26 protein-coding genes and 1 other annotated feature are annotated in these 21,973 nt (G+C 39.1%); of the genes, 24 read left to right on the forward strand and 2 right to left on the reverse strand.

Going from position 1 to position 21,973, the window contains the following annotated elements:
* The first annotated feature begins 66 nt into the window (after nt 1-66).
* From SCI76_RS17160 to pheA, 21 genes are all read left to right on the forward strand, one after another.
* Nucleotides 67-624, forward strand: a complete 558-nt coding sequence (locus tag SCI76_RS17160) for a DUF420 domain-containing protein (RefSeq protein ID WP_028411723.1) — start codon at nt 67-69, stop codon at nt 622-624.
* A 185-nt stretch (nt 625-809) separates the two neighbouring features.
* Nucleotides 810-1,004: a hypothetical protein gene (locus SCI76_RS17165; RefSeq protein WP_048019715.1), complete on the forward strand. Its 195-nt coding sequence runs from the start codon at nt 810-812 to the stop codon at nt 1,002-1,004.
* Complete coding sequence (locus SCI76_RS17170) at nt 1,001-1,756, forward strand: A24 family peptidase (RefSeq protein ID WP_063248654.1); 756 nt, start codon at nt 1,001-1,003, stop codon at nt 1,754-1,756. Before SCI76_RS17165 ends, SCI76_RS17170 begins: the two co-directional genes overlap by 4 nt.
* Nucleotides 1,757-1,874: 118 nt before the next feature.
* Nucleotides 1,875-2,957, forward strand: coding sequence for an SPOR domain-containing protein (locus tag SCI76_RS17175; RefSeq protein ID WP_221831936.1), 1,083 nt, complete (start codon nt 1,875-1,877; stop codon nt 2,955-2,957).
* A gap of 111 nt (nt 2,958-3,068) precedes the next feature.
* Entirely contained in the window at nt 3,069-3,638 is a 570-nt protein-coding gene (locus SCI76_RS17180) for a nucleoside triphosphate pyrophosphatase (RefSeq protein ID WP_033579650.1), read from the forward strand.
* A 15-nt stretch (nt 3,639-3,653) separates the two neighbouring features.
* A complete protein-coding gene (gene radC, locus SCI76_RS17185; protein ID WP_028411718.1) occupies nt 3,654-4,340 on the forward strand; it encodes a DNA repair protein RadC in 687 nt (228 codons plus the stop codon).
* Between the two features lie 229 nt (nt 4,341-4,569).
* Nucleotides 4,570-5,595: a rod shape-determining protein gene (locus SCI76_RS17190; RefSeq protein ID WP_013059345.1), complete on the forward strand. Its 1,026-nt coding sequence runs from the start codon at nt 4,570-4,572 to the stop codon at nt 5,593-5,595.
* Between the two features lie 19 nt (nt 5,596-5,614).
* On the forward strand, nt 5,615-6,496 hold the full coding sequence (mreC, locus tag SCI76_RS17195; protein ID WP_013059344.1) for a rod shape-determining protein MreC: 882 nt from the start codon (nt 5,615-5,617) through the stop codon (nt 6,494-6,496).
* Nucleotides 6,496-7,014, forward strand: coding sequence for a rod shape-determining protein MreD (gene mreD, locus SCI76_RS17200; protein ID WP_014458115.1), 519 nt, complete (start codon nt 6,496-6,498; stop codon nt 7,012-7,014). Before mreC ends, mreD begins: the two co-directional genes overlap by 1 nt.
* Before the next feature lie 116 nt (nt 7,015-7,130).
* The gene (gene minC / locus SCI76_RS17205; RefSeq protein ID WP_028411717.1) at nt 7,131-7,814 is read left to right on the forward strand and encodes a septum site-determining protein MinC; all 684 of its coding nucleotides are present in this window, start codon (nt 7,131-7,133) and stop codon (nt 7,812-7,814) included.
* 2 nt (nt 7,815-7,816) lie between these two features.
* A complete protein-coding gene (gene minD / locus SCI76_RS17210) occupies nt 7,817-8,617 on the forward strand; it encodes a septum site-determining protein MinD (RefSeq protein ID WP_013059341.1) in 801 nt (266 codons plus the stop codon).
* A gap of 120 nt (nt 8,618-8,737) precedes the next feature.
* Nucleotides 8,738-9,520, forward strand: coding sequence for a M23 family metallopeptidase (locus SCI76_RS17215; protein ID WP_028411716.1), 783 nt, complete (start codon nt 8,738-8,740; stop codon nt 9,518-9,520).
* Entirely contained in the window at nt 9,513-10,379 is an 867-nt protein-coding gene (locus SCI76_RS17220) for a M50 family metallopeptidase (protein WP_033579652.1), read from the forward strand. The genes SCI76_RS17215 and SCI76_RS17220 overlap by 8 nt, the downstream gene beginning before the upstream one ends.
* Nucleotides 10,380-10,462: 83 nt before the next feature.
* On the forward strand, nt 10,463-11,932 hold the full coding sequence (locus SCI76_RS17225) for an Rne/Rng family ribonuclease (RefSeq protein ID WP_221831938.1): 1,470 nt from the start codon (nt 10,463-10,465) through the stop codon (nt 11,930-11,932).
* A gap of 78 nt (nt 11,933-12,010) precedes the next feature.
* Nucleotides 12,011-12,082: a sequence feature (ribosomal protein L21 leader region), on the forward strand.
* Nucleotides 12,083-12,096: 14 nt separating this feature from the next.
* On the forward strand, nt 12,097-12,405 hold the full coding sequence (gene rplU, locus SCI76_RS17230) for a 50S ribosomal protein L21 (RefSeq protein ID WP_013059337.1): 309 nt from the start codon (nt 12,097-12,099) through the stop codon (nt 12,403-12,405).
* 9 nt (nt 12,406-12,414) lie between these two features.
* Complete coding sequence (locus SCI76_RS17235; RefSeq protein ID WP_013059336.1) at nt 12,415-12,747, forward strand: ribosomal-processing cysteine protease Prp; 333 nt, start codon at nt 12,415-12,417, stop codon at nt 12,745-12,747.
* Nucleotides 12,748-12,763: 16 nt separating this feature from the next.
* On the forward strand, nt 12,764-13,057 hold the full coding sequence (gene rpmA, locus SCI76_RS17240) for a 50S ribosomal protein L27 (protein WP_013059335.1): 294 nt from the start codon (nt 12,764-12,766) through the stop codon (nt 13,055-13,057).
* Nucleotides 13,058-13,228: 171 nt separating this feature from the next.
* Nucleotides 13,229-13,765, forward strand: a complete 537-nt coding sequence (locus SCI76_RS17245; protein WP_013085118.1) for a Spo0B C-terminal domain-containing protein — start codon at nt 13,229-13,231, stop codon at nt 13,763-13,765.
* Nucleotides 13,766-13,816: 51 nt separating this feature from the next.
* Entirely contained in the window at nt 13,817-15,103 is a 1,287-nt protein-coding gene (gene obgE, locus SCI76_RS17250) for a GTPase ObgE (protein WP_028411712.1), read from the forward strand.
* Between the two features lie 33 nt (nt 15,104-15,136).
* Entirely contained in the window at nt 15,137-15,586 is a 450-nt protein-coding gene (locus SCI76_RS17255; protein WP_028411711.1) for an ACT domain-containing protein, read from the forward strand.
* A gap of 28 nt (nt 15,587-15,614) precedes the next feature.
* Nucleotides 15,615-16,487 carry a prephenate dehydratase gene (gene pheA, locus SCI76_RS17260; RefSeq protein WP_221831940.1) on the forward strand — a complete coding sequence of 291 codons (873 nt, stop codon included), beginning with the start codon at nt 15,615-15,617 and terminating at the stop codon, nt 16,485-16,487.
* 28 nt (nt 16,488-16,515) lie between these two features.
* Here pheA and SCI76_RS17265 read toward each other — a convergent pair whose 3' ends face one another.
* Both SCI76_RS17265 and SCI76_RS17270 read right to left on the reverse strand, forming a co-directional pair.
* A complete protein-coding gene (locus tag SCI76_RS17265; RefSeq protein ID WP_028411709.1) occupies nt 16,516-17,061 on the reverse strand; it encodes a transcription repressor NadR in 546 nt (181 codons plus the stop codon).
* A 15-nt stretch (nt 17,062-17,076) separates the two neighbouring features.
* Nucleotides 17,077-18,213 (reverse strand): IscS subfamily cysteine desulfurase, encoded by a 1,137-nt coding sequence (locus SCI76_RS17270; protein ID WP_028411708.1) that lies wholly within the window; start codon nt 18,211-18,213, stop codon nt 17,077-17,079.
* 89 nt (nt 18,214-18,302) lie between these two features.
* Here SCI76_RS17270 and nadB point away from each other — a divergent pair, with 89 nt between their 5' ends.
* The 3 genes from nadB to nadA are packed head-to-tail and all read left to right on the forward strand — an operon-like array spanning nt 18,303 to nt 21,833.
* A complete protein-coding gene (gene nadB / locus SCI76_RS17275; protein WP_063248659.1) occupies nt 18,303-19,847 on the forward strand; it encodes an L-aspartate oxidase in 1,545 nt (514 codons plus the stop codon).
* Nucleotides 19,848-19,882: 35 nt separating this feature from the next.
* On the forward strand, nt 19,883-20,776 hold the full coding sequence (gene nadC / locus SCI76_RS17280) for a carboxylating nicotinate-nucleotide diphosphorylase (protein ID WP_221831942.1): 894 nt from the start codon (nt 19,883-19,885) through the stop codon (nt 20,774-20,776).
* Nucleotides 20,733-21,833 carry a quinolinate synthase NadA gene (nadA, locus tag SCI76_RS17285; protein ID WP_048019978.1) on the forward strand — a complete coding sequence of 367 codons (1,101 nt, stop codon included), beginning with the start codon at nt 20,733-20,735 and terminating at the stop codon, nt 21,831-21,833. The genes nadC and nadA overlap by 44 nt, the downstream gene beginning before the upstream one ends.
* The last annotated feature ends 140 nt before the right edge of the window (nt 21,834-21,973 follow it).

Here is a 21,973-nt window from a genome sequence, read left to right on the forward strand (position 1 = left end):
ACTTTCACCCCCTAGGTAAGTGATATATAATAAACATGTACATCACTAAATAAGGAGATTGTTAACATGAGTAAGAATAATGAAAAAATTGTACCGAAAAGTAATAAAAACTTTACCGGTATTATTCTTACCTTTTCAGTGATAGCGAATGTTATTATCTTACTGCTATTCTTTTCGAATATTGGCTATCAAGGAAAAGTAAGTTTTGATTTGACTATCTTTCCACGGTTAAATGCTATTTTGAATAGTTTTACGTTTATTTTTTTAGTTGCAGCGTTGATTTCAATCTTTAGAAAAAACATCAATGCTCATAGAGGGTTTATCTTAGCGGCATTCACTTCTACACTGCTCTTTTTAGTTTCATATTTAACGTTCCACTATATCTCAACGGAAACAGCTACGTTTGGTGGAGAAGGAATTGTTCGTCCCATTTACTTCTTTATTTTGATCACACACAGTTTCTTAGCAGCGATTATCGTTCCGCTGGCACTGTTTGCACTTGTGTGGGGCTGGACAATGCAAGTTGAAAAACATAAAAAAATTGTGCGATGGACAATGCCAATCTGGCTTTATGTAAGCCTTACAGGTGTAATTGTCTACTTATTTATGGCTCCTTACTATTAAAAAACGTCTGCTTTTGCAGACGTTTTTTTATGCTGTTTTTGTTTTTTAGTGGTATAATCCTTATTACCTATAAAAGGTGTGTTTTAAGGAAGGAGGCATACAGAATATGACTTTTATGGGTATTAAGATTCAGTTTATTAATGAAGGAGCTGTTTGATACTAATCAATAAAAGAGAGGTGTGGAAATGAATAAACTGTCAAAAGAGAATAAAGGACTTTCTCTCACGCAAGTGATTATACTGGTTATCGTAATAGGTCTTCTAGCAGCTTTTCTCATACCGTTTATTGGCAGCTATTTAAAAGGAAAAGATACATTGCCCCATTCAAAAGAAAATCTACAGTTAGTATTCTATACCCCTGAAATGGAAGGAGTCGTATGAGTATAATTTACCTTTATCTATTCGTTTCAGGTATCACTCTAGGTTCATTTTACAACGTAGCAGGCCTTAGAATTCCTCAGGGAAAATCTATTTTATCTGCAAGATCTCATTGTCCACACTGTTTATACGTTCTTTCTCCACAACAGTTAATCCCCGTAGTCTCCTACATTAAAAATGCAGGAAAATGTAGTATGTGTCGCAAAAAAATCTCCTTCATCTACCCGTTCGTAGAATTTTCGACAGGAAGTTTATTTGTATATGCTTTTTTAAAATTGAATATGACGTTAGAACTGATTGTCATATTAACTTTTGTTTCTTTTTTAACAATTATCGTTGTCTCAGATATAGCCTATATGATTGTCCCAAATAAGGTGCTGCTTTTCTTTTTGCCTATCTTTCTTCTTGAGCGTCTTTTCATTCCATTAACTTCGTGGAGTGATTCTTTAATGGGAGGAGGAATCGCATTTTTTCTCCTCTTTCTAATCGCATTTCTCAGCAGAGGAGGCCTTGGAGAAGGAGATATTAAATTGTATGGTTTGATTGGTATTGTGCTTGGAGTAAAGCTTGTTTTGCTATCACTTTTTTTAGCTATATTAATAGGCGGAACCGTTAGTATAGGAGCATTGTTAATGAAAAAGGCAAAGGTAGGTGTACCAATTCCTTTCGTTCCTTTTATTTTTATAGGGACAATCGCTGCTTATTTTCATGGAAACGAATTGATAGATTGGTATGTTAGCAACTATTTTTATTGAGCTTCAAGTCTTCGACAAAGTTAAAATTTCTGTAACTAAATAGCGAAAACCTTTTGTAACAAGACGACAAATGTCTTGTTATTTTTTTTTTCTTCTATGATAGCATGGAAAAAAGTGTATGTTTTATGTCGGTTTACCTCAGCTTACAACCGGTACTAAGACTACGTTAACTAAAGGCGGTGGGGCAGTGGACAAGCAGGAACGAAAAATTTCAATTAAAATCAATGGTCAATCTAAGGATGAGAAGGATGAACAAGCGCCGGAAAAAGACGAATTTACGTGGGTTCTTCCGGAACCGGCATCCAAAGATTCTCATGTGGAAGAAAATAAAGTGGTGTTTATTGAAGATGTAAGAAATGAAAAGAAGAAAAAGCCGCGATTACATCCTAAAAATGTTTCGATTAAAACAGTAAACGGCGGTGTGATCAAACGAACGGCTGTGATTGTATTGCTAGCAGTCGGAATAGGCAGCGGCATTGGTATGGTTGGTGTGAAAATGATGACAGGAAGCGAACAGCCTGTAAGCAAAGCACAAACAAGTGAGCGAGCGAAAGAAGAAAAAGCTGCTCAAACAGCGTCTGCCACTGAAAGTGTTGGTAAAGCTGAAAAGAAAAGCGAACAGGAATCGAAGGATACGTCAGCTGCTGCTTCTACTTTAGACCCTTTTTCCTTTTACATTGTGCAAGCAGGTGCTTTTTCATCAAAAGCTGCTGCAAATAAAGCAATGGATAAATGGAAAGAAGAGAACGAAGCAGGCGAGATTTTTTCACCTAAAACCTATTCTCTTGTCGTTGGTGCTGCCACTGGAGAGGAAAAAGCAAAGGCACTTAGTAAAACGTATAAACAACAAGGTAAAGATGTATATGTAAAGTCTTATGAAATTAAGCCCACTAGCGAATTAGGGAAAAAAGATCAAACGGTTATAACAACAGCGCAGCCGTTTATGGCTAATCTCTTAGATCAATCTGTTAAAGCGATTGAGGGAGAGCGGGTAGCCGATATCAAATCTTTGAAAAAAGAGCTGACAAAAGTTCAGAAAGAAGCGTCAAATGAAGACATTAAAACCATGGTGAGCACCCTTCAAAAGGCTGCGGCTTCTCTATCTTCATATGAAGACAATAAAAGCAGTAAAGACGCTTGGCTTGCTCAGCGATACGTGTTAAAAGCTCTTCAGCAGTATGAAAGCCTTGTAACGTCTTAACAGGTGAGGTAGTGTAATGCTGCCTCACTTGTTTATTGTCATTTAGAGATGAAATTGCTAAAATAACGGTGTGTCCTTCTTTTTTAAAATCAAAATGCAAAGGTGAGATGTATGAAACAAACATTAATTTTAGCCTCAGGCTCTCCTCGTCGAAAAGAATTACTTCAGCAGCTTCACATTCCCTTTACCGTTCACGTTAGTACAATTGAAGAAATCGTCAATCCATCATACACTCCGTCCGAGGTAGTAATGGATTTAGCTAGGCAAAAAGCAGTGGACGTCGCTTCGCATTATAAAGAGGATATGGTCCTAGGCGCCGATACAGTTGTCGTATATGGCAATCGTATTTTAGGAAAGCCAAAAACGAAACAAGAAGCGATTGAAACACTTACGATGCTGTCAGGTCAAAAACATCAGGTGTTAACTGGAGTAGCGTTCGTATCAAATGCAAAAGTTCATACGTTTTATGAACAAACTGATGTAGAGTTTTGGCCGATTGAACAAGATGAAATCGTACAGTACGTAGAGTCAGGAGAGCCTATGGACAAGGCTGGTTCTTATGGAATTCAAGGGCTCGGTGCTGCGCTAGTTAAAAAAATTGAAGGAGACTATTTCTCCGTGGTGGGCTTGCCGCTCTCCCGAACAATACGTGAGCTAAAACAATACGGTTTCGTCTACTAAAAAGGAGTGACGAAATTGGATCAATCATTGCTAATTAAAGATTTTCCTCAAGATGAAAGACCTCGAGAGCGCCTTGTGGCAATGGGTGCTTCTAGTCTTTCTAACCACGAGCTTATTGCTATTTTGCTGCGCACCGGAACCAAAGATGAATCTGTTCTTCAGCTGTCCAATCGCATATTAACGCATTTTGAAGGTCTTCAACTTTTACAGCATGCATCGCTTGATGAAATGATGAATATTAAAGGTATCGGACCCGCAAAAGCGATTCAAATTATAGCGGCTATTGAAATAGGTAAGAGGATTGTACAGCGGAAATCTAGTGAGCGATATACCATTCATGGCCCTGAAGACGGAGCTAATTATGTGATGGAAGAAATGCGCGTGCTGTCCCAAGAGCATTTCGTCTGTTTATACCTCAACACGAAAAATCAAGTTCTCCACAAGCAAACCATTTTTATCGGAAGCCTCAATTCATCTATTGTCCATCCAAGAGAAGTATTTAAAGAAGCCTTTCGCCGTTCAGCTGCATCTCTTATTTGTATTCATAATCATCCCTCCGGCGACCCTACTCCCAGCAGAGAAGATATAGAGGTAACGAAGCGCTTAAAAGAGTGCGGATTTATCATAGGAATTGAATTGTTAGATCATTTAATTATCGGAGATCGAAAATATATTAGTTTAAAAGAAAAAGGATACATGTAAGGCTATGCTTTTTAAAATCCTTGGGTTATAATAGTAGTCATGATTTTAAATGACAAGTTCTTTACAATCATTCGTTATTAATAGACAAAGTATGACTTTTTATCATACAATATTTGGCGTTGACATCTATGAAAAAAGTATAGAAAATAAAAAATGTTACTTATGAAATGAAGAAATTGAATTATGGAATTTTTACCTTTGCATTTTGGTAAGAGAAAGGAAGAGACACATGTTTGGAATCGGTACTAGAGACCTTGGAATAGATTTGGGTACTGCAAATACGCTCGTTTATGTAAAAGGAAAAGGAATTGTTGTGCGTGAGCCGTCTGTTGTGGCTTTGCAAACTGATACAAAACAAATCGTTGCGGTAGGTAACGATGCAAAAAATATGATTGGTCGTACACCTGGGAACGTAGTAGCCCTTCGTCCAATGAAAGATGGAGTTATTGCAGATTACGAAACAACTGCGACGATGATGAAATATTACATCAATCAAGCTCAAAAAACAAAAAGTTTGTTTGCGGGTAAGCCGTATGTAATGGTTTGTGTACCTTCTGGCATTACAGCTGTTGAGAAGCGTGCCGTTATTGATGCGACTCGTCAGGCTGGCGCGCGTGATGCGTATACAATTGAAGAACCGTTTGCTGCAGCAATCGGGGCCAATCTACCGGTTTGGGAGCCAACGGGAAGTATGGTAGTAGATATTGGTGGAGGAACAACAGAAGTTGCGATTATTTCTTTAGGCGGAATCGTAACATGTCAGTCAATCCGTATCGCTGGGGACGAGATGGATGAAGCGATTATTCAATATATTCGCAAGAATTACAATTTAATGATCGGTGAGCGTACGTCAGAAGCATTAAAAGTAGAAGTCGGTTCTGCCGGAATTCCAGAAGGTATTGAAAACATGGAAATTCGCGGACGTGACTTACTAACAGGTCTACCGAAAACAATCGAAATTTCAGCAGAAGAAATTGCAGAAGCACTAAAAGATACAGTGGCTTCTATTGTCGATTCAGTAAAAAGTACATTAGAAAAAACACCACCTGAACTTGCGGCAGATATTATGGATCGCGGTATTGTATTAACAGGCGGTGGCGCATTGCTACGTAATTTAGATAAAGTTATTAGTGAAGAAACAAATATGCCGGTTGTCATCGCAGAAGATCCGCTTGACTGTGTTGCAATTGGAACTGGTAAAGCGTTAGAACACATTGATTTATTTAAAAATCGTACAAGCGATTCATATCGCTAAATATTAAGAGGTGTAGATCGTGCCACAATTTTTCTTAAATAAACGTTTAGTTATTTTATTGGTCAGTATTATTGTATTAGTGGCATTGATTGGTTTTTCGTTAAATGGTCGTAAAAATGTAACGTGGCCTGAACAGTTTGTCAAAGATACGGTTGGTCTTGTTCAGGCTACCTTTAATGAACCCGCACAATTTGTAGCGGGTTTCTTTCAGAATGTAGGTGACTTAAAGCGTACATACGAAGAAAACGAGGTATTAAAAGCCCGTTTAGACGAACGCATGCAATTAGAAACGAAAGCCAACGCTTTGCAGCAAGAAAATAAAAAATTAAGAGCACAGCTCGACAAAAAAACGGATTTAAGTCAATACAATCCAATCGAAGCAACAGTTATTGCTCGTAATCCAGACCGTTGGCATGAGGTAATTGCCATTGATAAAGGGACGGTTCATAATGTACAGGAAAATATGGCTGTTATGACTCCTGAAGGGCTGATTGGTAAAGTGAAGCATGCATCTAAGTTCACATCTACTGTGCAGTTAATTAGTTCATCAGATCGTACAAACCGTGTATCTGCTAAAATTCAGGCTAAAAAAGAAGTGTTTGGTTTAATTGAAGGCTATGATGATAAAGAACAGGCGCTTGTTATGCGTCGTATTCCTTTTGATGCTGATATTAAAGAAAAGCAAAAAGTAGTAACGTCCGGTCTAGGACAAGAAGACGGCATTTTTCCTAGCAATCTTCCAATTGGCGTTATCACAAAAATTGAGCCTGATGAATATGGATTAACGAAAAAAGCTTATATCAAACCTGCTGCTGACTTGTATGACTTAGATAACGTAGTTGTAGCTAAAAGAAGTGCGCCCGCTGCTGAAGACGATTTAGGGGCGGAGGAGGCTAACTGATGAAGCGGTTTGTCCTTCCTATTCTCGTGCTTGTCGTTTTTATGTTTGAAAGTATCTTTGTTAATTTTGTCGCCATGGCATCACCATGGCGAGACTGGATTCTATCGCCTCACTTTGTTGTAGTGGTACTGGCTTTTATGGCAGTGTATTATCACCCAAAGCAAGCGATGCTATATGGGGTAATCCTTGGATTCATGTACGATATTGCCTTTACGGATGTCTTAGGAGTATACGCGCTTGGATTGCCGGCCGTATGCTATATCGTATCAAAACTAATGAAGATTTTTCAGCAAAATACGCTTATCGTAATCTGCATGTCGCTATTAGCTGTAGCCATTATTGAGTTTTATGTATATGGAATTAATAGCATTATTAATATATCCGATATGACCATTGGTCGCTTCTTGCAAGAGCGATTTTACGCAACCATCATTTTAAATGCCATATTTGCACTCATTTTTGCATTTCCGCTTCAAAGATGTTTTCAATATTTCGCTAAATTTATCGATGAACGCTGATCCGAAAATATATTAAGCTTCTCGTTCGTGATGTGATAAAAATGCTGATTGAAGAAACGAAAAAAAGGAATTGAGTAAGTCTCTGTCGAAATTATATATTCGTTGAGGTGAGCGTCTTGAATAAACAAAAGCAACAAAATGTGACAATTAAAGGAACAAAAGATGGATTAACGTTGCATCTCAATGATACATGTTCATTTGCAGAGCTTTTGACGGAACTTAAGACGAAGCTTTTGACAAATAAGCATGGCGATGCCGATCAAATCGTCACAGTGTATGTCAAAATCGGAAATCGTTATTTAACTACAGAGCAGGAAACCGAATTGAAGGCGCTCATAGAAGAAAATCAGTATTTAGTAGTTAAACAAATTGATAGTAACGTTATTTTAAAGCAAGATGCAGTCCGAGTAAGAGAAGAAAGTGAATTAGTATCTGTTACAAAGGTAGTTCGTTCAGGACAGGTTCTCCATGTAGAAGGCGATTTGCTTCTAGTCGGAGACGTAAATCCCGGAGGAACCGTTGTAGCTGGAGGAAATTTATTTGTATTAGGTGCTTTAAAAGGGATTGCTCATGCAGGATATCGCGGCAATAAAAACGCTGTTATTGCTGCATCGTTAATGAAACCTTCACAGCTGCGCATTGCTGATATCATTACCCGATCAGAAGAAGAGCGCAGTGAGAAGGAAGAGAATATAATGGAATGTGCATACTTAGATGATAATGATCAAATGGTGATAGATCGCGTGCAAGCTTTACCGCATCTAAGACCGAATTTGACCAGGGTAGAAAGGAGAATTTGACAGTGGGAGAGGCTATTGTTGTTACGTCTGGTAAAGGTGGAGTTGGAAAAACAACGACATCAGCCAATTTAGGTACTGCTCTAGCATTAGCTGGAAAGCGCGTGTGTCTAGTAGACACTGATATCGGCTTACGCAACTTGGATGTTGTAATGGGGCTTGAAAATCGTATTATTTATGATCTTGTAGACGTGGTAGAAGGTCGATGCCAACCGCAAAAAGCCTTGATTAAGGACAAGCGTTTTGAATGTTTGTACTTACTTCCTGCTGCTCAAACGAGTGACAAAACAGCTGTTCAACCAGAACAAATGCGAGAGTTAGTTCTTCAGTTAAAGCAAGACTATGACTATGTGGTTATTGATTGCCCAGCTGGTATTGAACAAGGCTATAAGAATGCCGTAGCTGGCGCTGATAAGGCACTCGTTGTGACAACACCGGAAGTTTCAGCTGTTCGTGATGCTGACCGTATTATTGGATTATTGGAGCAAGAGGATATCGAATCTCCAAAACTGGTTATTAACCGAATCCGTAGTCATATGATGAAAAATGGAGACATGCTGGACGTGGAAGAAATTTCTCAGCTTCTGGCTGTTGATTTAATTGGAATCGTTGCTGACGATGAAAATGTTATTCGTGCTTCTAACAACGGTGAACCAATTGTCATGGATCCATCAAGCAAAGCATCAATTGCATATCGTAATATTGCAAGACGTATTCTAGGTGAAACGGTTCCTCTTCAATCGTTAGATGAAGAAGATAAGGGAATGTTTGCACGTATTAAACGATTCTTTGGTGTTCGTTCTTAAAAAGCTTCCGATAGAGGAAGCTTTTTTTATTTGTGTGATTTTGTAGGGTCAAGCTGTCATAAGCTCTACGGACAAGTCATATAGTTGATTATACGATAAGAACAAGGAGAATGATGAATCATGAATCGACGTGCTGATGAAATCCGTAAACGAATTGCTGAGCGCAAGCGAAAACAATTAAATACAACGAAGCGTCTTCCTCAAGAACCTCTTCATACGTCCTTAATGAGTGAAGAAGAAAAATATGGATCGATGGATTATTCTGCGGTTGAATACACACCATCAGCAAAGGAATATCACCCGTTATTTCGAAAAGAACGCTTTTTATTTAAAATTTTAGCTTCGGCCTGCTTAGTGTTAATTGTAGGGATTATGTTCAAGAACGCTTCTCCTGCTTTTGAACAGGCCAGAGTGGTGGTTCAACAAACAATGGATAAAGAATTTCAGTTTGCGGCTGTTTCCTCTTGGTATGAAGATAAGTTTGGGAAGCCGTTAACGCTCCTGCCGAATAAGGAGTCTAGCAAAACGGAGCAAAGTGTAAGCGGAGAATACGCTACTCCAGCTTCAGGGAAAGTAACGGAAACATTTGCTCAAAGTAAGCAAGGCGTGACGGTTCAAACAGGAGTGGATTCTGTTGTAGAAGCAATGAGTGAAGGTATTGTAAGGTATGTAGGAAAACGTGATGATACTGGGAATACCGTTATTATTCAACATGCCGATGGAACTGAAACTTGGTATGGACAGCTCAAAAAAATCAATGTTAGCATGTATGATTTTGTGAATAAAGGCAAAGAAGTAGGAATTGTGGAAAACAGTAAAAAAGGCGATGCTGGAACGTTTTATTTTGCTATTAAAAAAGGCGATAAGTTTGTGGATCCTAGTCAGGTGATTCAATTTGAATAGTGCTTTTTCGTTATTGATGAAAATTCACATTCATCCATTGTTTTGGGGGATTTTCGTAATTGGTATCTTAACGGCTACGGTAAAGCAGCTTTTTTTGTTATTTATTATTGTAATTATTCATGAACTGGGCCACGCCGTAGCGGCTCAGTGTTTTTCTTGGCGAATTCGTAGAATTATGCTCTTACCTTTTGGAGGAGTAGCAGAAGTAGATGAACATGGTAATCGTCCATTTCGAGAAGAGTTTATTGTGACAATAAGTGGACCTCTTCAGCATCTTTGGATGTTTGGAGCTGCTTTCTTATTAATGAAAATAAATGTGTTGTCTTTGGAAACGTATGAGCAATTTATGTTTCAATGCACAGTAATTTTACTGTTTAACCTTTTGCCCATTTGGCCATTGGACGGAGGGAAGCTGCTTTTTTTAATGTGCAGTCGTTCTTTACCATTTTTAGAAGCGCATAAGCTTGCACTCCGGTTATCAACGTTTTTTTTAGCTATCGGTATTATCTACGCCGTCATTATGCATCCTTTTCAGCTGCACTTATGGATTGTTATTTCATTTTTAATTATATCCGGATATTTGGAATGGAAGAGCAGGCAATTTGTCTACATGCGCTTTTTGTTGGAGAGGTATCATGGAAAAGAGCATCCAATTGGAGCTTTAAAAACGCTAAGTGTATCAACCAGTGAGACGCTCCATCAAGTCCTGCAAAAATTCCAAAGAGGTTGTAAGCATATGATTATTGCTACATCTCAAACAGGCGAGCATGTACAAATTGATGAAAATGAACTTTTACACGCTTACTTTGTAGAAAAAAGAACAAATAGCCCACTAGATGAACTTGTAACAGTTTACTGATTTCTAGTAACATAGAATAGAATGAAAAAAGTTCGGTTGCACTGACCGAACTTTTTCCTATGAATTTAGATTAAAGTGAGGCAATGTATGTGAAGGCATGTATCATTAACGCGGCTACTTCTTCCAAACGTATAGCCGTGATAAACGATAAAACACTAGAAAAAATATATTTAGAAGAACAAAGCGAGAATCAAATTATTGGTGATATATATTGGGGTAAAGTCGTAAAAGTCCTGCCGCATATGCAAGCAGCCTTTATCGATATTGGTTTATCAATGAACGGATTTATTCATCGAAATGAACTTGTATCCTATCAGCAGTCAAATAATCCTCACAAGGATCAGCAGCCGATGTCTGCTTTTATTCGTGAAGGAGAAAAAGTATTGGTTCAAGTTGTAAAAGAAGGCATTGGAACAAAAGGGCCGAAGCTGACGGGTATTATTGAATTTTCTTCTGATGAGCTTGTATATTTACCGCACGGAAACTATGTCGCTGTATCCAAAAAAATAGATGAGCCAAAACGCCAACAGTGGAAACAGCTTGGCGAGCGGTTAAAACAGGGGATGGAAGGCTTTTTATTTCGAACAGCGATTGAGGAAAAATCAGAAGCTGCGGTCCAACACAAAATAAAAGAGCTACAGAAGAAATATGAGCGCCTTGAACGACAGACACAGGGAATGAAAGCTCCTGCCCTAGTCAGCAAAGGACAAGATTTTCTCGAAACAAGAGTGCAAGCTGCACTTCAACAAGGAATTGACGGGATAGTAGTAGATGACTTTGACTTATATCAACATCTTCAAGCTGCCTACCCTAACTCGTCAATAGAGTACTATAAAGGAAATGAAAATATTTTCTCCTTTTATGATGTGGAACGGCAAATAGAGAAGCTTTTAAAGCGAATCGTGTGGCTCAAAAGTGGAGGTTATATCGTTATTGACGAAACGGAAGCGATGACGGTCGTAGACGTGAACACGGGGAAGTTTTCAGGAAAAGATAATATTCGAAAGACGATGCTTCAAACAAATATGGAAGCTGCGTATGAACTGTCCAAACAGATGCAATTACGTCACTTAGGCGGCATGATCTTAATTGATTTTATAAATATGTCTCATAAAGAAGATCGGACAGAAGTAGAAAGGTACATGAAAAAGCTATGTGAACAAGATGAAGTGCGGACGAATGTAGTTGGCTTTACAGAGCTCGGCATATTGCAATTAACGCGGAAGAAAGTGCGCAATAGCATTGGGTCAACATTAACTATGCCTTGTGAAGTATGTGAAGGAACCGGTAAAATGATTGATTCCAAAACGGTTGCTTTTCAAATTGAACGTGTAATTTGGGAACATCGCGGCGCGGAAGAAGAGGCTATTTGGATTGAGACGCGAAGTGATGTTATAAATGAAATGAAAGCTCAAGGGTTTCTCAAAGCTCTAGAGAAAATGGTTAAAAAAACCGTATATCTTACGCCAAGCGATGATTATACAAACGCATTTGTTTTGCGTCAATTGGGGTCGAAAGAGCAGATTCAAAAAAGGGTCTCTGCTTCTATATAAATTTTTAGAAGAAAACATGAATTCCAATTGACACTAACCTTTGATTTGTAGTAAGATTTAATATGTTGGTTTGTAGCACCCGTGCTACAACCGCTCAGAACAGGTTTTAAGTTCACTTGAACACCTGTGATGGCGAGTCTTAGTTTTTAGAGGAGGTGCAGAGAATGTACGCAATTATTGAAACTGGTGGTAAGCAAATTAAAGTAGAGGCTGGTCAAGCAATCTACGTTGAAAAACTTGCTGGTGAACAAGGCGAAACAGTTACTTTTGACAAAGTATTATTTGTAGGTGGCGACAGCGTGAAAGTTGGTGTTCCTTTCGTAGAAGGTGCAACAGTTACGGCTAAAGTTGAAAAACAAGGTCGCGCTAAAAAGATCACTGTATTTAAATACAAAGCAAAGAAAAACTATCGTCGTAAGCAAGGTCACCGTCAACCTTACACAAAAGTTGTAATCGACGCTATCAACGCGTAATTATAACAAATGATTAAGGTGACGATTTCTCGTGATGCAAATAAGAAAGTTGACGGGTTCACGATGAGTGGACATGCTGACTTTTCCGAACACGGAAAAGATCTTGTTTGTGCGGGAGCATCTGCAGTTTCATTTGGAACAATTAATGCTATCTTTTCAATAAGTGGGGTTGAACCGCACTTAGAGCAAGGTGGAGATGGTGGCTATCTCCGTTGTGAGATTCCGAAAGATGTGGATTCGTTCACATTGGAACAGATTCAATTGCTATTAGAAGGTATGGTTGTTTCACTGAAAACGATCGAATTAGATTACAGTAATTATATAAAAATTAACGACAACTAAACAGGAGGTGGATGTCATGTTAGTAAGATTAGACCTTCAATTCTTCGCTTCTAAAAAAGGAGTAGGTAGTACTAAAAACGGTCGTGATTCAATCTCGAAACGTCTTGGTGCTAAACGTGCTGATGGCCAATTCGTATCTGGTGGTTCAATTTTATACCGTCAACGCGGTACTAAAATTTACCCAGGTGCAAACGTAGGTCGTGGTGGAGATGATACTTTATTCGCTCAAATCGACGGTATCGTTAAATTTGAACGTTTCGGTCGTGACCGTAAAAAAGTATCTGTATACCCTGTTGCTCAAGAAGCATAAGATACAAAAAGAAAACTCTAACCCAAGTAGGTTAGAGTTTTCTTTTTGTAGAATATTTCACCTATTACCCATTGGAATTTGTTATAATCGAACATATCTAAGAAGATTGATACGAGATGTTTGTCAGCGTTGTGAAATACTTATGCTCGAGTCAAAGTTAGGAGTGCTAAGATGGAAAAAGAATGGGATGTCGTAGAGGTATTAAGATACGCGCGGCATGATTGGTTAAATAAGCTGCAATTAATCAAAGGCAATCTAGCGTTGAATCGGCTTGATCGAGCGAATGAAATCATTGAAGAAATTGTAAATGAATCCAAACATGAATCCAAGTTAACAAACATCAATATGCGACTGTTTGCGGGCTTTGTTATGACCTATCATTGGAATAACCATGCTGTTCGCTTAGATGTGGAAGTGCTTGGAGAATTGAAGGATTTATCACAATACGATGAGTTCGTATACAACTGGTGTTGCTATTTGACAGAAGCACTCGAAAAGTATGTTGATTATCATGCAGAAAACTATTTGAGTATTTCAGTATGCATTGAAGAACAGGGAATTCGTTTCTTTTTTGACTTTAGTGGAATACTAACAGATATACAGAAGCTACAAAACAAGCTACAATGTTATGAGTGCGCTCAAGGAGTTGCATTGGTTGAACAGCATATGTCTGAAGATGAATTTAGCCTTATGCTCACAATAAGTTAAAAGCGCTTTTGCTATGGCAAGAGCTAAGATATAGAACGGAGTGAAAAAGAAATGTTTGTAGATCAGGTCAAGGTATATGTAAAAGGTGGCGACGGAGGAAATGGAATGGTTGCCTTCCGTCGCGAAAAGTACGTACCAAAAGGAGGTCCTGCAGGTGGTGACGGTGGTCACGGTGCAGATGTCATTTTTGAAGTAGAAGAAGGATTACGTACGCTGATGGATTTCCGTTATAAGCGTCACTTTAAAGCAAGCCGTGGTGAACATGGAATGTCAAAAGGACAGCACGGACGTAACGCTGAGCCGATGATTGTAAAAGTTCCACCAGGTACCGTTGTGTTGGATGAAGATACGAACGAAACGATTGCTGATTTAGTTGAGCACGGCCAGCGTGCAGTGATTGCTAAAGGTGGACGCGGAGGGCGTGGGAATACGCGTTTTGCTACACCTGCAAATCCAGCACCGGAGCTTTCAGAAAATGGAGAGCCAGGTAAAGAGAGAAATGTCATTCTTGAATTAAAAGTATTAGCCGATGTAGGATTAGTTGGTTTCCCAAGTGTTGGAAAGTCAACGTTATTATCCGTAACGTCTGCTGCAAAGCCAAAAATTGCTGAATATCATTTTACAACAATTAATCCGAATTTGGGAGTAGTTGAGACAGAAGATAATCGCAGTTTTGTGATGGCAGATTTACCAGGGCTAATCGAAGGTGCACATGAAGGTGTAGGATTAGGTCATCAGTTTTTACGTCACATTGAACGTACCCGCGTGATTGTCCATGTAATCGATATGTCAGGTTTAGAAGGCCGTGATCCATATGAAGATTACTTAACTATTAATGAAGAGTTGCGTCAGTATAATATGCGTTTAACGGAACGTCCGCAAGTAGTGGTAGCAAATAAAATGGATATCCCGCAAGCCGAAGAGAATTTAGCTGCATTCAAAGAAAAAGTAGGGGACGAAGTGAAAATCTTTCCAATTTCTGCGGCAACGCGTGATGGAATCCGCGAACTGTTATTTACAGTAGCTGATCTTGTAGAAACTACGCCGGAATTCCCAATGCAAGAAGAGGAAGATCTATCTATGCACCGCGTACTGTACAAGCATGAAAAGAAAGAAGTGGAATTTGTTATTACGCGTGATAGCGATGGCTCATACGTATTAAGCGGTGAAAAAATCGAAAAATTATTCAAGATGACTGACTTCTCACGTGAAGAATCAGTTCGTCGATTCGCGCGCCAGCTTCGAGGCATGGGCGTCGATGAAGCCCTTCGTGAACGAGGAGCAAAAGATGGCGACATTGTAAAGCTGTTTGAATATGAATTTGAATTTATCGACTAATTGTTGTTCATAGGATAAGGGGAGGGGCTTTACTTGCATAAGAGCGATAAGCAGTTTTATTTAGTTCGCGAAGATGTATTACCGGAAGCGATGAAAAAAACATTGGATGCGAAGCTGTTAATTGAACGGGGAAAAGCTGAGTCGGTAGCAGATGCTGTACAAGCCGTAGACTTGAGTCGCAGTGCTTTTTATAAGTACCGCGACACGGTCTTTCCGTTTCAGACGGTTGTCAAACAGCGCATTATTTCACTATTTTTTCATATTGAAGATCGATCAGGAACTTTATCACATTTATTGAGCACCGTTGCATCATCAGGATGCAATGTGCTAACAATTCACCAAACCATTCCTTTACAAGGGCGTGCCAACGTAACTCTTTCATTAGATACAGCAAGTATGAGTGTTGAGTTAAATGAAATGCTGCGAAGACTGAAAAGCTTAGAGTTTGTAGATAAAGTGGACGTGCTTGGTTCAGGGGCATAATGGTAAACAGATATAGATAAGGAGAGGCATGATTGTGGGGAAAGTAGGATATTTAGGACCAAAGGCAACATTTACACATGTGGCCGTCCAAGGCGTATTTAAACAGCACGACCATATTCCATACAAAACAATTCCAGCATGCATTGATGCAGTGGATAAAGGAGAAATTGAGTATGGAATTGTACCGTTAGAAAATGCACTTGAAGGATCTGTAAATTTAACACTTGATTATCTCATTCACGAACGTCGTCTGCCGATTGTTGGAGAAATTGTGCTTCCAATTCGTCAGCATTTAATGGTTCATCCATCTCATGCAGAACAGTGGAAAAACATTGAAACGATTTATTCTCATCCTCATGCAATTGCGCAGTGTCATAAATTTTTACACGGAGAATGTACGTCAACTGCAGTAGAAGAGATGACATCAACGGCGTTTGCTGCTAAATATGTAAGCGAACACCCTGAGCTTAATATTGGAGCTATTGCGAATGGATTAGCAGCCCGTGAATATGGATTACATACTGCTTGCCCGAACATTCATGATTATGATCATAATACAACAAGATTTGTTATTTTGCATAAAGATGGAGGACAAGAGGTGCCATTTTTAGCTGGAAACGGGTGCAAGACAACGTTAATGATTACACTTCCATCTGATCAGGCAGGAGCGCTTCATCAAGTGCTTTCAGCTTTCTCTTGGCGTAAGCTAAATCTGTCTAAAATTGAATCCCGTCCCATGAAAACAGGGCTTGGAAACTATTTCTTTATCGTTGATATTGAACAAAAAATGGATGAAGTATTAATTCCTGGGGCTATGGCTGAACTTGAGGCACTAGGCTGTAGCGTAGAGCTGTTAGGAAGCTATCCTCATACACTACTTGAAACAGAAATCCCGCTTTAAAGCGGGATTTTTTTGTTATAACACCTTTTTACTCATTCGAAACTAAATAACCTTCCGCTTCAAGAGCTAAGCAGGCAGCATTCAGTTTTTCAATTGTATCTGCTTCAATTGTATGAAGGTGAATCCCCTCTGTTAACTGAGATAAATAAGTTGCGTTTGTTTCTTGAATTTTTTTTATGAACGTTTCTACTTCTTTTCGTGTTTGAATCATAACGGAAGCCGTTAATTCACCATACACAGGGTGTTCAACGGTTACATTTTTTACGAGAACGCCGTGGTCAACAAGCAGGAGAAGCTCCTTTTCAGCATCTTCTGGCGTATGCTGACAGGCAATAATTCGCTGATGCACGGTAGTTTGAGATGGATTTTGAATATAAATATATCCTTGGCTTGTTGCGATAATGGGCTCATTTTTAGCTTTAAGCAGCGAAATATCTTGTACAATGACTTGGCGGCTAACGTTTGTTCTTTTCGAAAGCTCACTGCCCGTCATTGGTTTATTCTCTGTTTGTAACCATTGTAGAATAAGTTCTCTTCTTTCTTCTCCAAGAATTTTCTTTTGAGTTCCTGGCACCTTTAATCCCTCCTTTTACACTGTCATAAATTCTTGCTGTAATAAATGAAAAACGGATATGAGTCGATCAATATGCTTAAACGTTGAATGTTGACTAAATGAAAGACGTACAAAGTTCTTAGCATTCGCAGTCGATTTGCCAATCGCAAGTAAAGAAGCTAATGGTTCCTGCTGATTTACATGGCAGGCACTTCCCGTAGATATAGCAATTCCGTGACGATTACATTGTAACATAACATATTGACCCTGTATGTTTGAAAATGTCAGTCCAATAATTCCAGGAAAATGAGAGTTCCCAAGGCCTTCTACCTCTATAAAAGGAGCAAGAGATTCTAGTTTTTCCAGTAAGTACGATTTTAAGCGCTCATAATGGCTTCTGGCGGTCTTCATTTCTGCATATGCGCATTCAGCTGCTGCAGTAAAGGCAGCAATGCCTGTGGTATTTACAGTCCCAGGGCGAAAGCCTTTTTCATGAGTTGCTTTATGATAAATAGGCTTCCAAGAAGAACTTGAATTCATGTATACCATTCCTACACCTTTTGGTCCGTAAATTTTATGACTAGAAACTGAGATGCTATCAGCTTTCAGCTTTTTAACATCAATAGGAAGCTTACCGAAAGATTGAACACAATCACAGTGAAAGAGAATTTCTTTTTTAGATAAAAAATGGCCAATATCCTCAACTGGCTGAATTGTACCGAGCTCATGATTGATATGCTGAATGGCTACTAGCACAGTGTCAGGTCGAATCGTCTTCTTTAAGTCGTCTACAGACACAACGCCGTTTTGATCTACAGGTACGTAAGATAAGGAAAAGCCTTCTTTTTCAAGCTGCTGCAACGTATGAAGAACTGAAGAATGTTCAAGCTTCGTTGTAACCAAATGTTTTCGTTTGCTAGTGTTTCCTTTTAAAAGAGAGTGAATAGCTAAGTAATTAGCTTCTGTTCCCCCGCTTGTAAAAAAAAGATCATCCTCTCGGCAATTTACTAACAGACTTAATTTTTTTCTGCATAGTGTAAGCAGATTCTCTGCTTGTGTTCCAAGTGTGTGAAGACTGCTGGAATTTCCATAATAGCTCGTTGCCGCTTCAGTATATACCTCAATTGCTTCTTGTCTCATTGGCGTTGTTGCTGCATAGTCCAGATAAATCATTTTCTCCCCCCGATAAAAAAACTTCTTGTCTTTCATTTAATAATATGTAAATATAGGTGTCAAGACACATGTAAATAAAGAGGTGTAAAATGTTAGAGACGGATGTTTTAATTATTGGAAGCGGATTAGCAGCGTTTTCTGCAGCTTATGAACTGTGTCGTCATAACAGAGTTGTAATGGTAACGAAAGGGAAAATTGACCGCAATAACTCAGTTCTTGCTCAAGGCGGAGTAGCAGCTGCTATTGGAAGCAGCGATCACTGGAGTGAACATCTCTATGATACGTTGATTGCGGGCAATAAGCATTGCAATGAACAAGCGGTACGCACTTTAGTGGAAGAAGGTGCGGCTGTAGTAAATGAATTGATTCATAAAGGAATGAAGTTTGATAAAAATCCAGATGGTACGCTGCATTTTGGAAAAGAAGGAGCCCATCGTGTCAATCGTATTCTGCATGCAGGTGGGGATGCAACAGGACAAGCGCTGTTCGCTTTTTTGAAAAAAGAAGTCCTGCCATATATTACAGTGATTGAAAACGAAATGATTCAGCATTTAGTAACTGTAGATGGAACGTGTAGAGGTGCTATCGGACAAGGTGAAAACAACAAAATTACTATATATTATGCTCGCCAAACCATTATTGCTACCGGAGGAATCGGCGCTTTGTACAAGCATACATCTAACCAGCCGCTTGCGACAGGAGATGGGCTAGCGCTTGCGTACAGGGCTGGAGCAAAATTAGCGGACTTAGAATTTGTTCAGTTTCATCCGACCCTTTTGTATCAAAAGGAAGCGAAAGGTCTAGTATCCGAAGCGGTTCGAGGTGAAGGTGGTGTACTGGTAAATGAATGGAATGAACGCATAATGGAAGGCGTTCATCTCTTTAAGGATTTAGCACCGCGAGATGTTGTAGCAAGGACGATTTTTAATGAAATGAAAAAAGGAAGATCCGTATTTTTAGACATTGAAAAAGTGGCTCATTTTGAACAAAAATTTCCTACGATTACGGCACTGTGTCGAAAGTATAAAATTCAATTGGACAAAAAACGAATACCTGTTACTCCGGGCGCACATTTTTTAATGGGTGGAATTGAAGTAGATGCTTACGGACAAACAAGTGTTGAAGGATTGTATGCCGTGGGGGAAGTTTCTTCTACAGGGGTTCATGGAGCAAATCGTCTAGCAAGCAATTCATTGTTAGAGTGTCTTGTATTCGGAAAACGGGCAGGGCGTCATATTTTACATAAAGCGAGAACGGTATCTCGTTATACTCCCGTTCGTTACGTCTATAAAGGCATGCCTAAAATACTGCCTGCCACAAGACAAATTCAGCATAAAATGATGGATTGTGTAGGAATCATTCGTCATGAAAACGAATTGGCTACCATTGTGCATGAATTCACAAATTATTTGGATGGAATACCTCTTGATCAAGAAGTTATATATTCGAGGGAAGCTGCAACCATCTGCAATATGCTAACTGCAGGTCTGCTTATTGCCGAGTCCTCTCTTGCAAGAAGAGAAAGTAGAGGAGGTCATTACCGAAGTGACTTTCCACATGAAAAGCAAGAGTGGGAGCATAAGCGAATTATTAAGCAGTCTGCTGCTTCAACAAAACAATCATTGATTTTATAAGCAAGGAAATCTAAAAAGAAAGGTGAGGTAGCACAATGAACACGTTGAAATTACAAACGCTGTTGCAGTCTTTTTTTATAGAAGACATTGGAGATGGAGATCTAACTTGTGAAGCTATTTTTTCTCCGTCTGACCAAGGGAAGGCTGTGTTTACGGCAAAGCAATCAGGTATTATTGCAGGAGTAGAATTGATTAAAGAAGGATTTCATTTAATAGACCCTAATGTGAAAGTGGATTTCGAAAAAAAAGATGGAGATGTTCTTAAGCCTGGAGATAAAATAGCTGCCGTTTCAGGATCCATGCGATCTATTTTGACCGGTGAACGGGTAATTTTAAACTTACTTCAAAGAATGAGCGGAATTGCCACGATGACGCACAAAGCCGTAGCGATGCTTGGCAGCTCACATACCCGCATATGTGACACGCGAAAAACAACCCCTGGTCTGCGAATGTTAGAGAAGTATGCCGTTCGTGCTGGAGGAGGTTATAATCATCGTTTTGGCTTGTACGATGGCGTCATGTTAAAAGATAACCATATTGCACATGCAGGATCTATTCTAGACGCTGTTGTGAGAGTAAGAGAGCAGCTTGGACATATGGTTAAGGTGGAAGTAGAAATTGAAAATAAAAGTCAATTGCTAGAAGCAATAGAGGCAGGAGCAGATGTCATTATGTTCGATAACTGTTCTCCAGAAGTCATTAAAGATTGGATACCGCTGGTTCCCGCTCATATTGTCACAGAAGCATCCGGTGGAATTACGCTTGGCACGCTCCATTCTTATAGAGACAGCGGAGTGGACTATATTTCACTGGGAGCTTTAACGCATTCAGCAGGGTCTATCGATATCAGCTTGGACTTATTAACAGAAAGGGGAACAGAAAATGATGAGTTTATTACAAACGCTTCAGCAGCAAACGCTGCCCGCTAAATATACGGAGCTCACAGAAAATGAAATGAAAAGAAGAGTATTAGAAATCAAGAAAAAACTGGGAAGCAAATTGTTTCTGCTCGGCCACCATTATCAAAAAGACGAAGTGTACGAGTTTGCAGATGCGGTAGGAGACTCCTTACAGCTGGCTCAAATAGCGGCTGAAAATAGAGAAGCTGAGCATATTGTGTTTTGCGGCGTTCACTTCATGGCAGAAACAGCTGATATTTTAACAGATGAAAACCAAAAAGTCATTTTACCCGATATGCGAGCTGGCTGTTCAATGGCTGATATGGCTACTATTCAGCAAACAGAAAAGGCATGGCCTGTCTTGCAGGATCTTTTCGGAGATACGATTATTCCGCTTACGTATGTAAATTCTACAGCTGCAATTAAATCTTTTGTAGGCGAACATGATGGTGCAACAGTAACATCTTCAAATGCAAAAAATATGGTGGAGTGGGCATTTTCTAAAAAAGAGCGCATTCTCTTTTTACCAGATCAGCATTTGGGCAGAAACACGGCTTATGATTTAGGTGTTGGACTAGATGAAATGGCCATTTGGAATCCTATTGAAGAAATACTTGAATATGAAGGCGATATAAACAACATCAAGGTGATTCTATGGAAAGGTCACTGTTCTGTGCACGAAAATTTCACGGTTAAAAATATTGATTATTTACGCGAGAAGCAGCCTAGGATGAATATTATTGTTCATCCAGAGTGTTCCCATGAAGTGGTGCAAAAATCAGATTATGCAGGTTCTACAAAATATATTATTGATACAATTGAACAAGCTCCTTCAGGCTCTAAATGGGCCATTGGCACGGAAATGAACTTAGTGAAACGGATTATCAATAGTCATCCGGATAAAGAAATTGTTTCACTTAATCCCTATATGTGTCCTTGTTTGACGATGAACCGAATTGATTTGCCTCACTTGCTGTGGGCTTTAGAAAGCATCGAAGAAGGAAAAGAAGTAAATCAAATCAAGGTGGATAAACATACAGCAGAAGGTGCTATCAAAGCCCTAACGAATATGTTAGAACGAGCATAAAGATTTTTAAGACAATTAAACAAAGAAGGTCTAAAAGAAGACTTATTGACATATTGTTTGTGTTGATAAGTCTTTTTTTCTTTATCATAAAAACTTGAACCAAACTGTGGGCAAAATGAATAAAAAAATGGTTCAAGGCA

The sequence above is a fragment of the Priestia sp. HNGD-A6 genome (genome assembly GCF_045784335.1).
Lineage (GTDB): Bacteria > Bacillota > Bacilli > Bacillales > Bacillaceae_H > Priestia > Priestia zanthoxyli.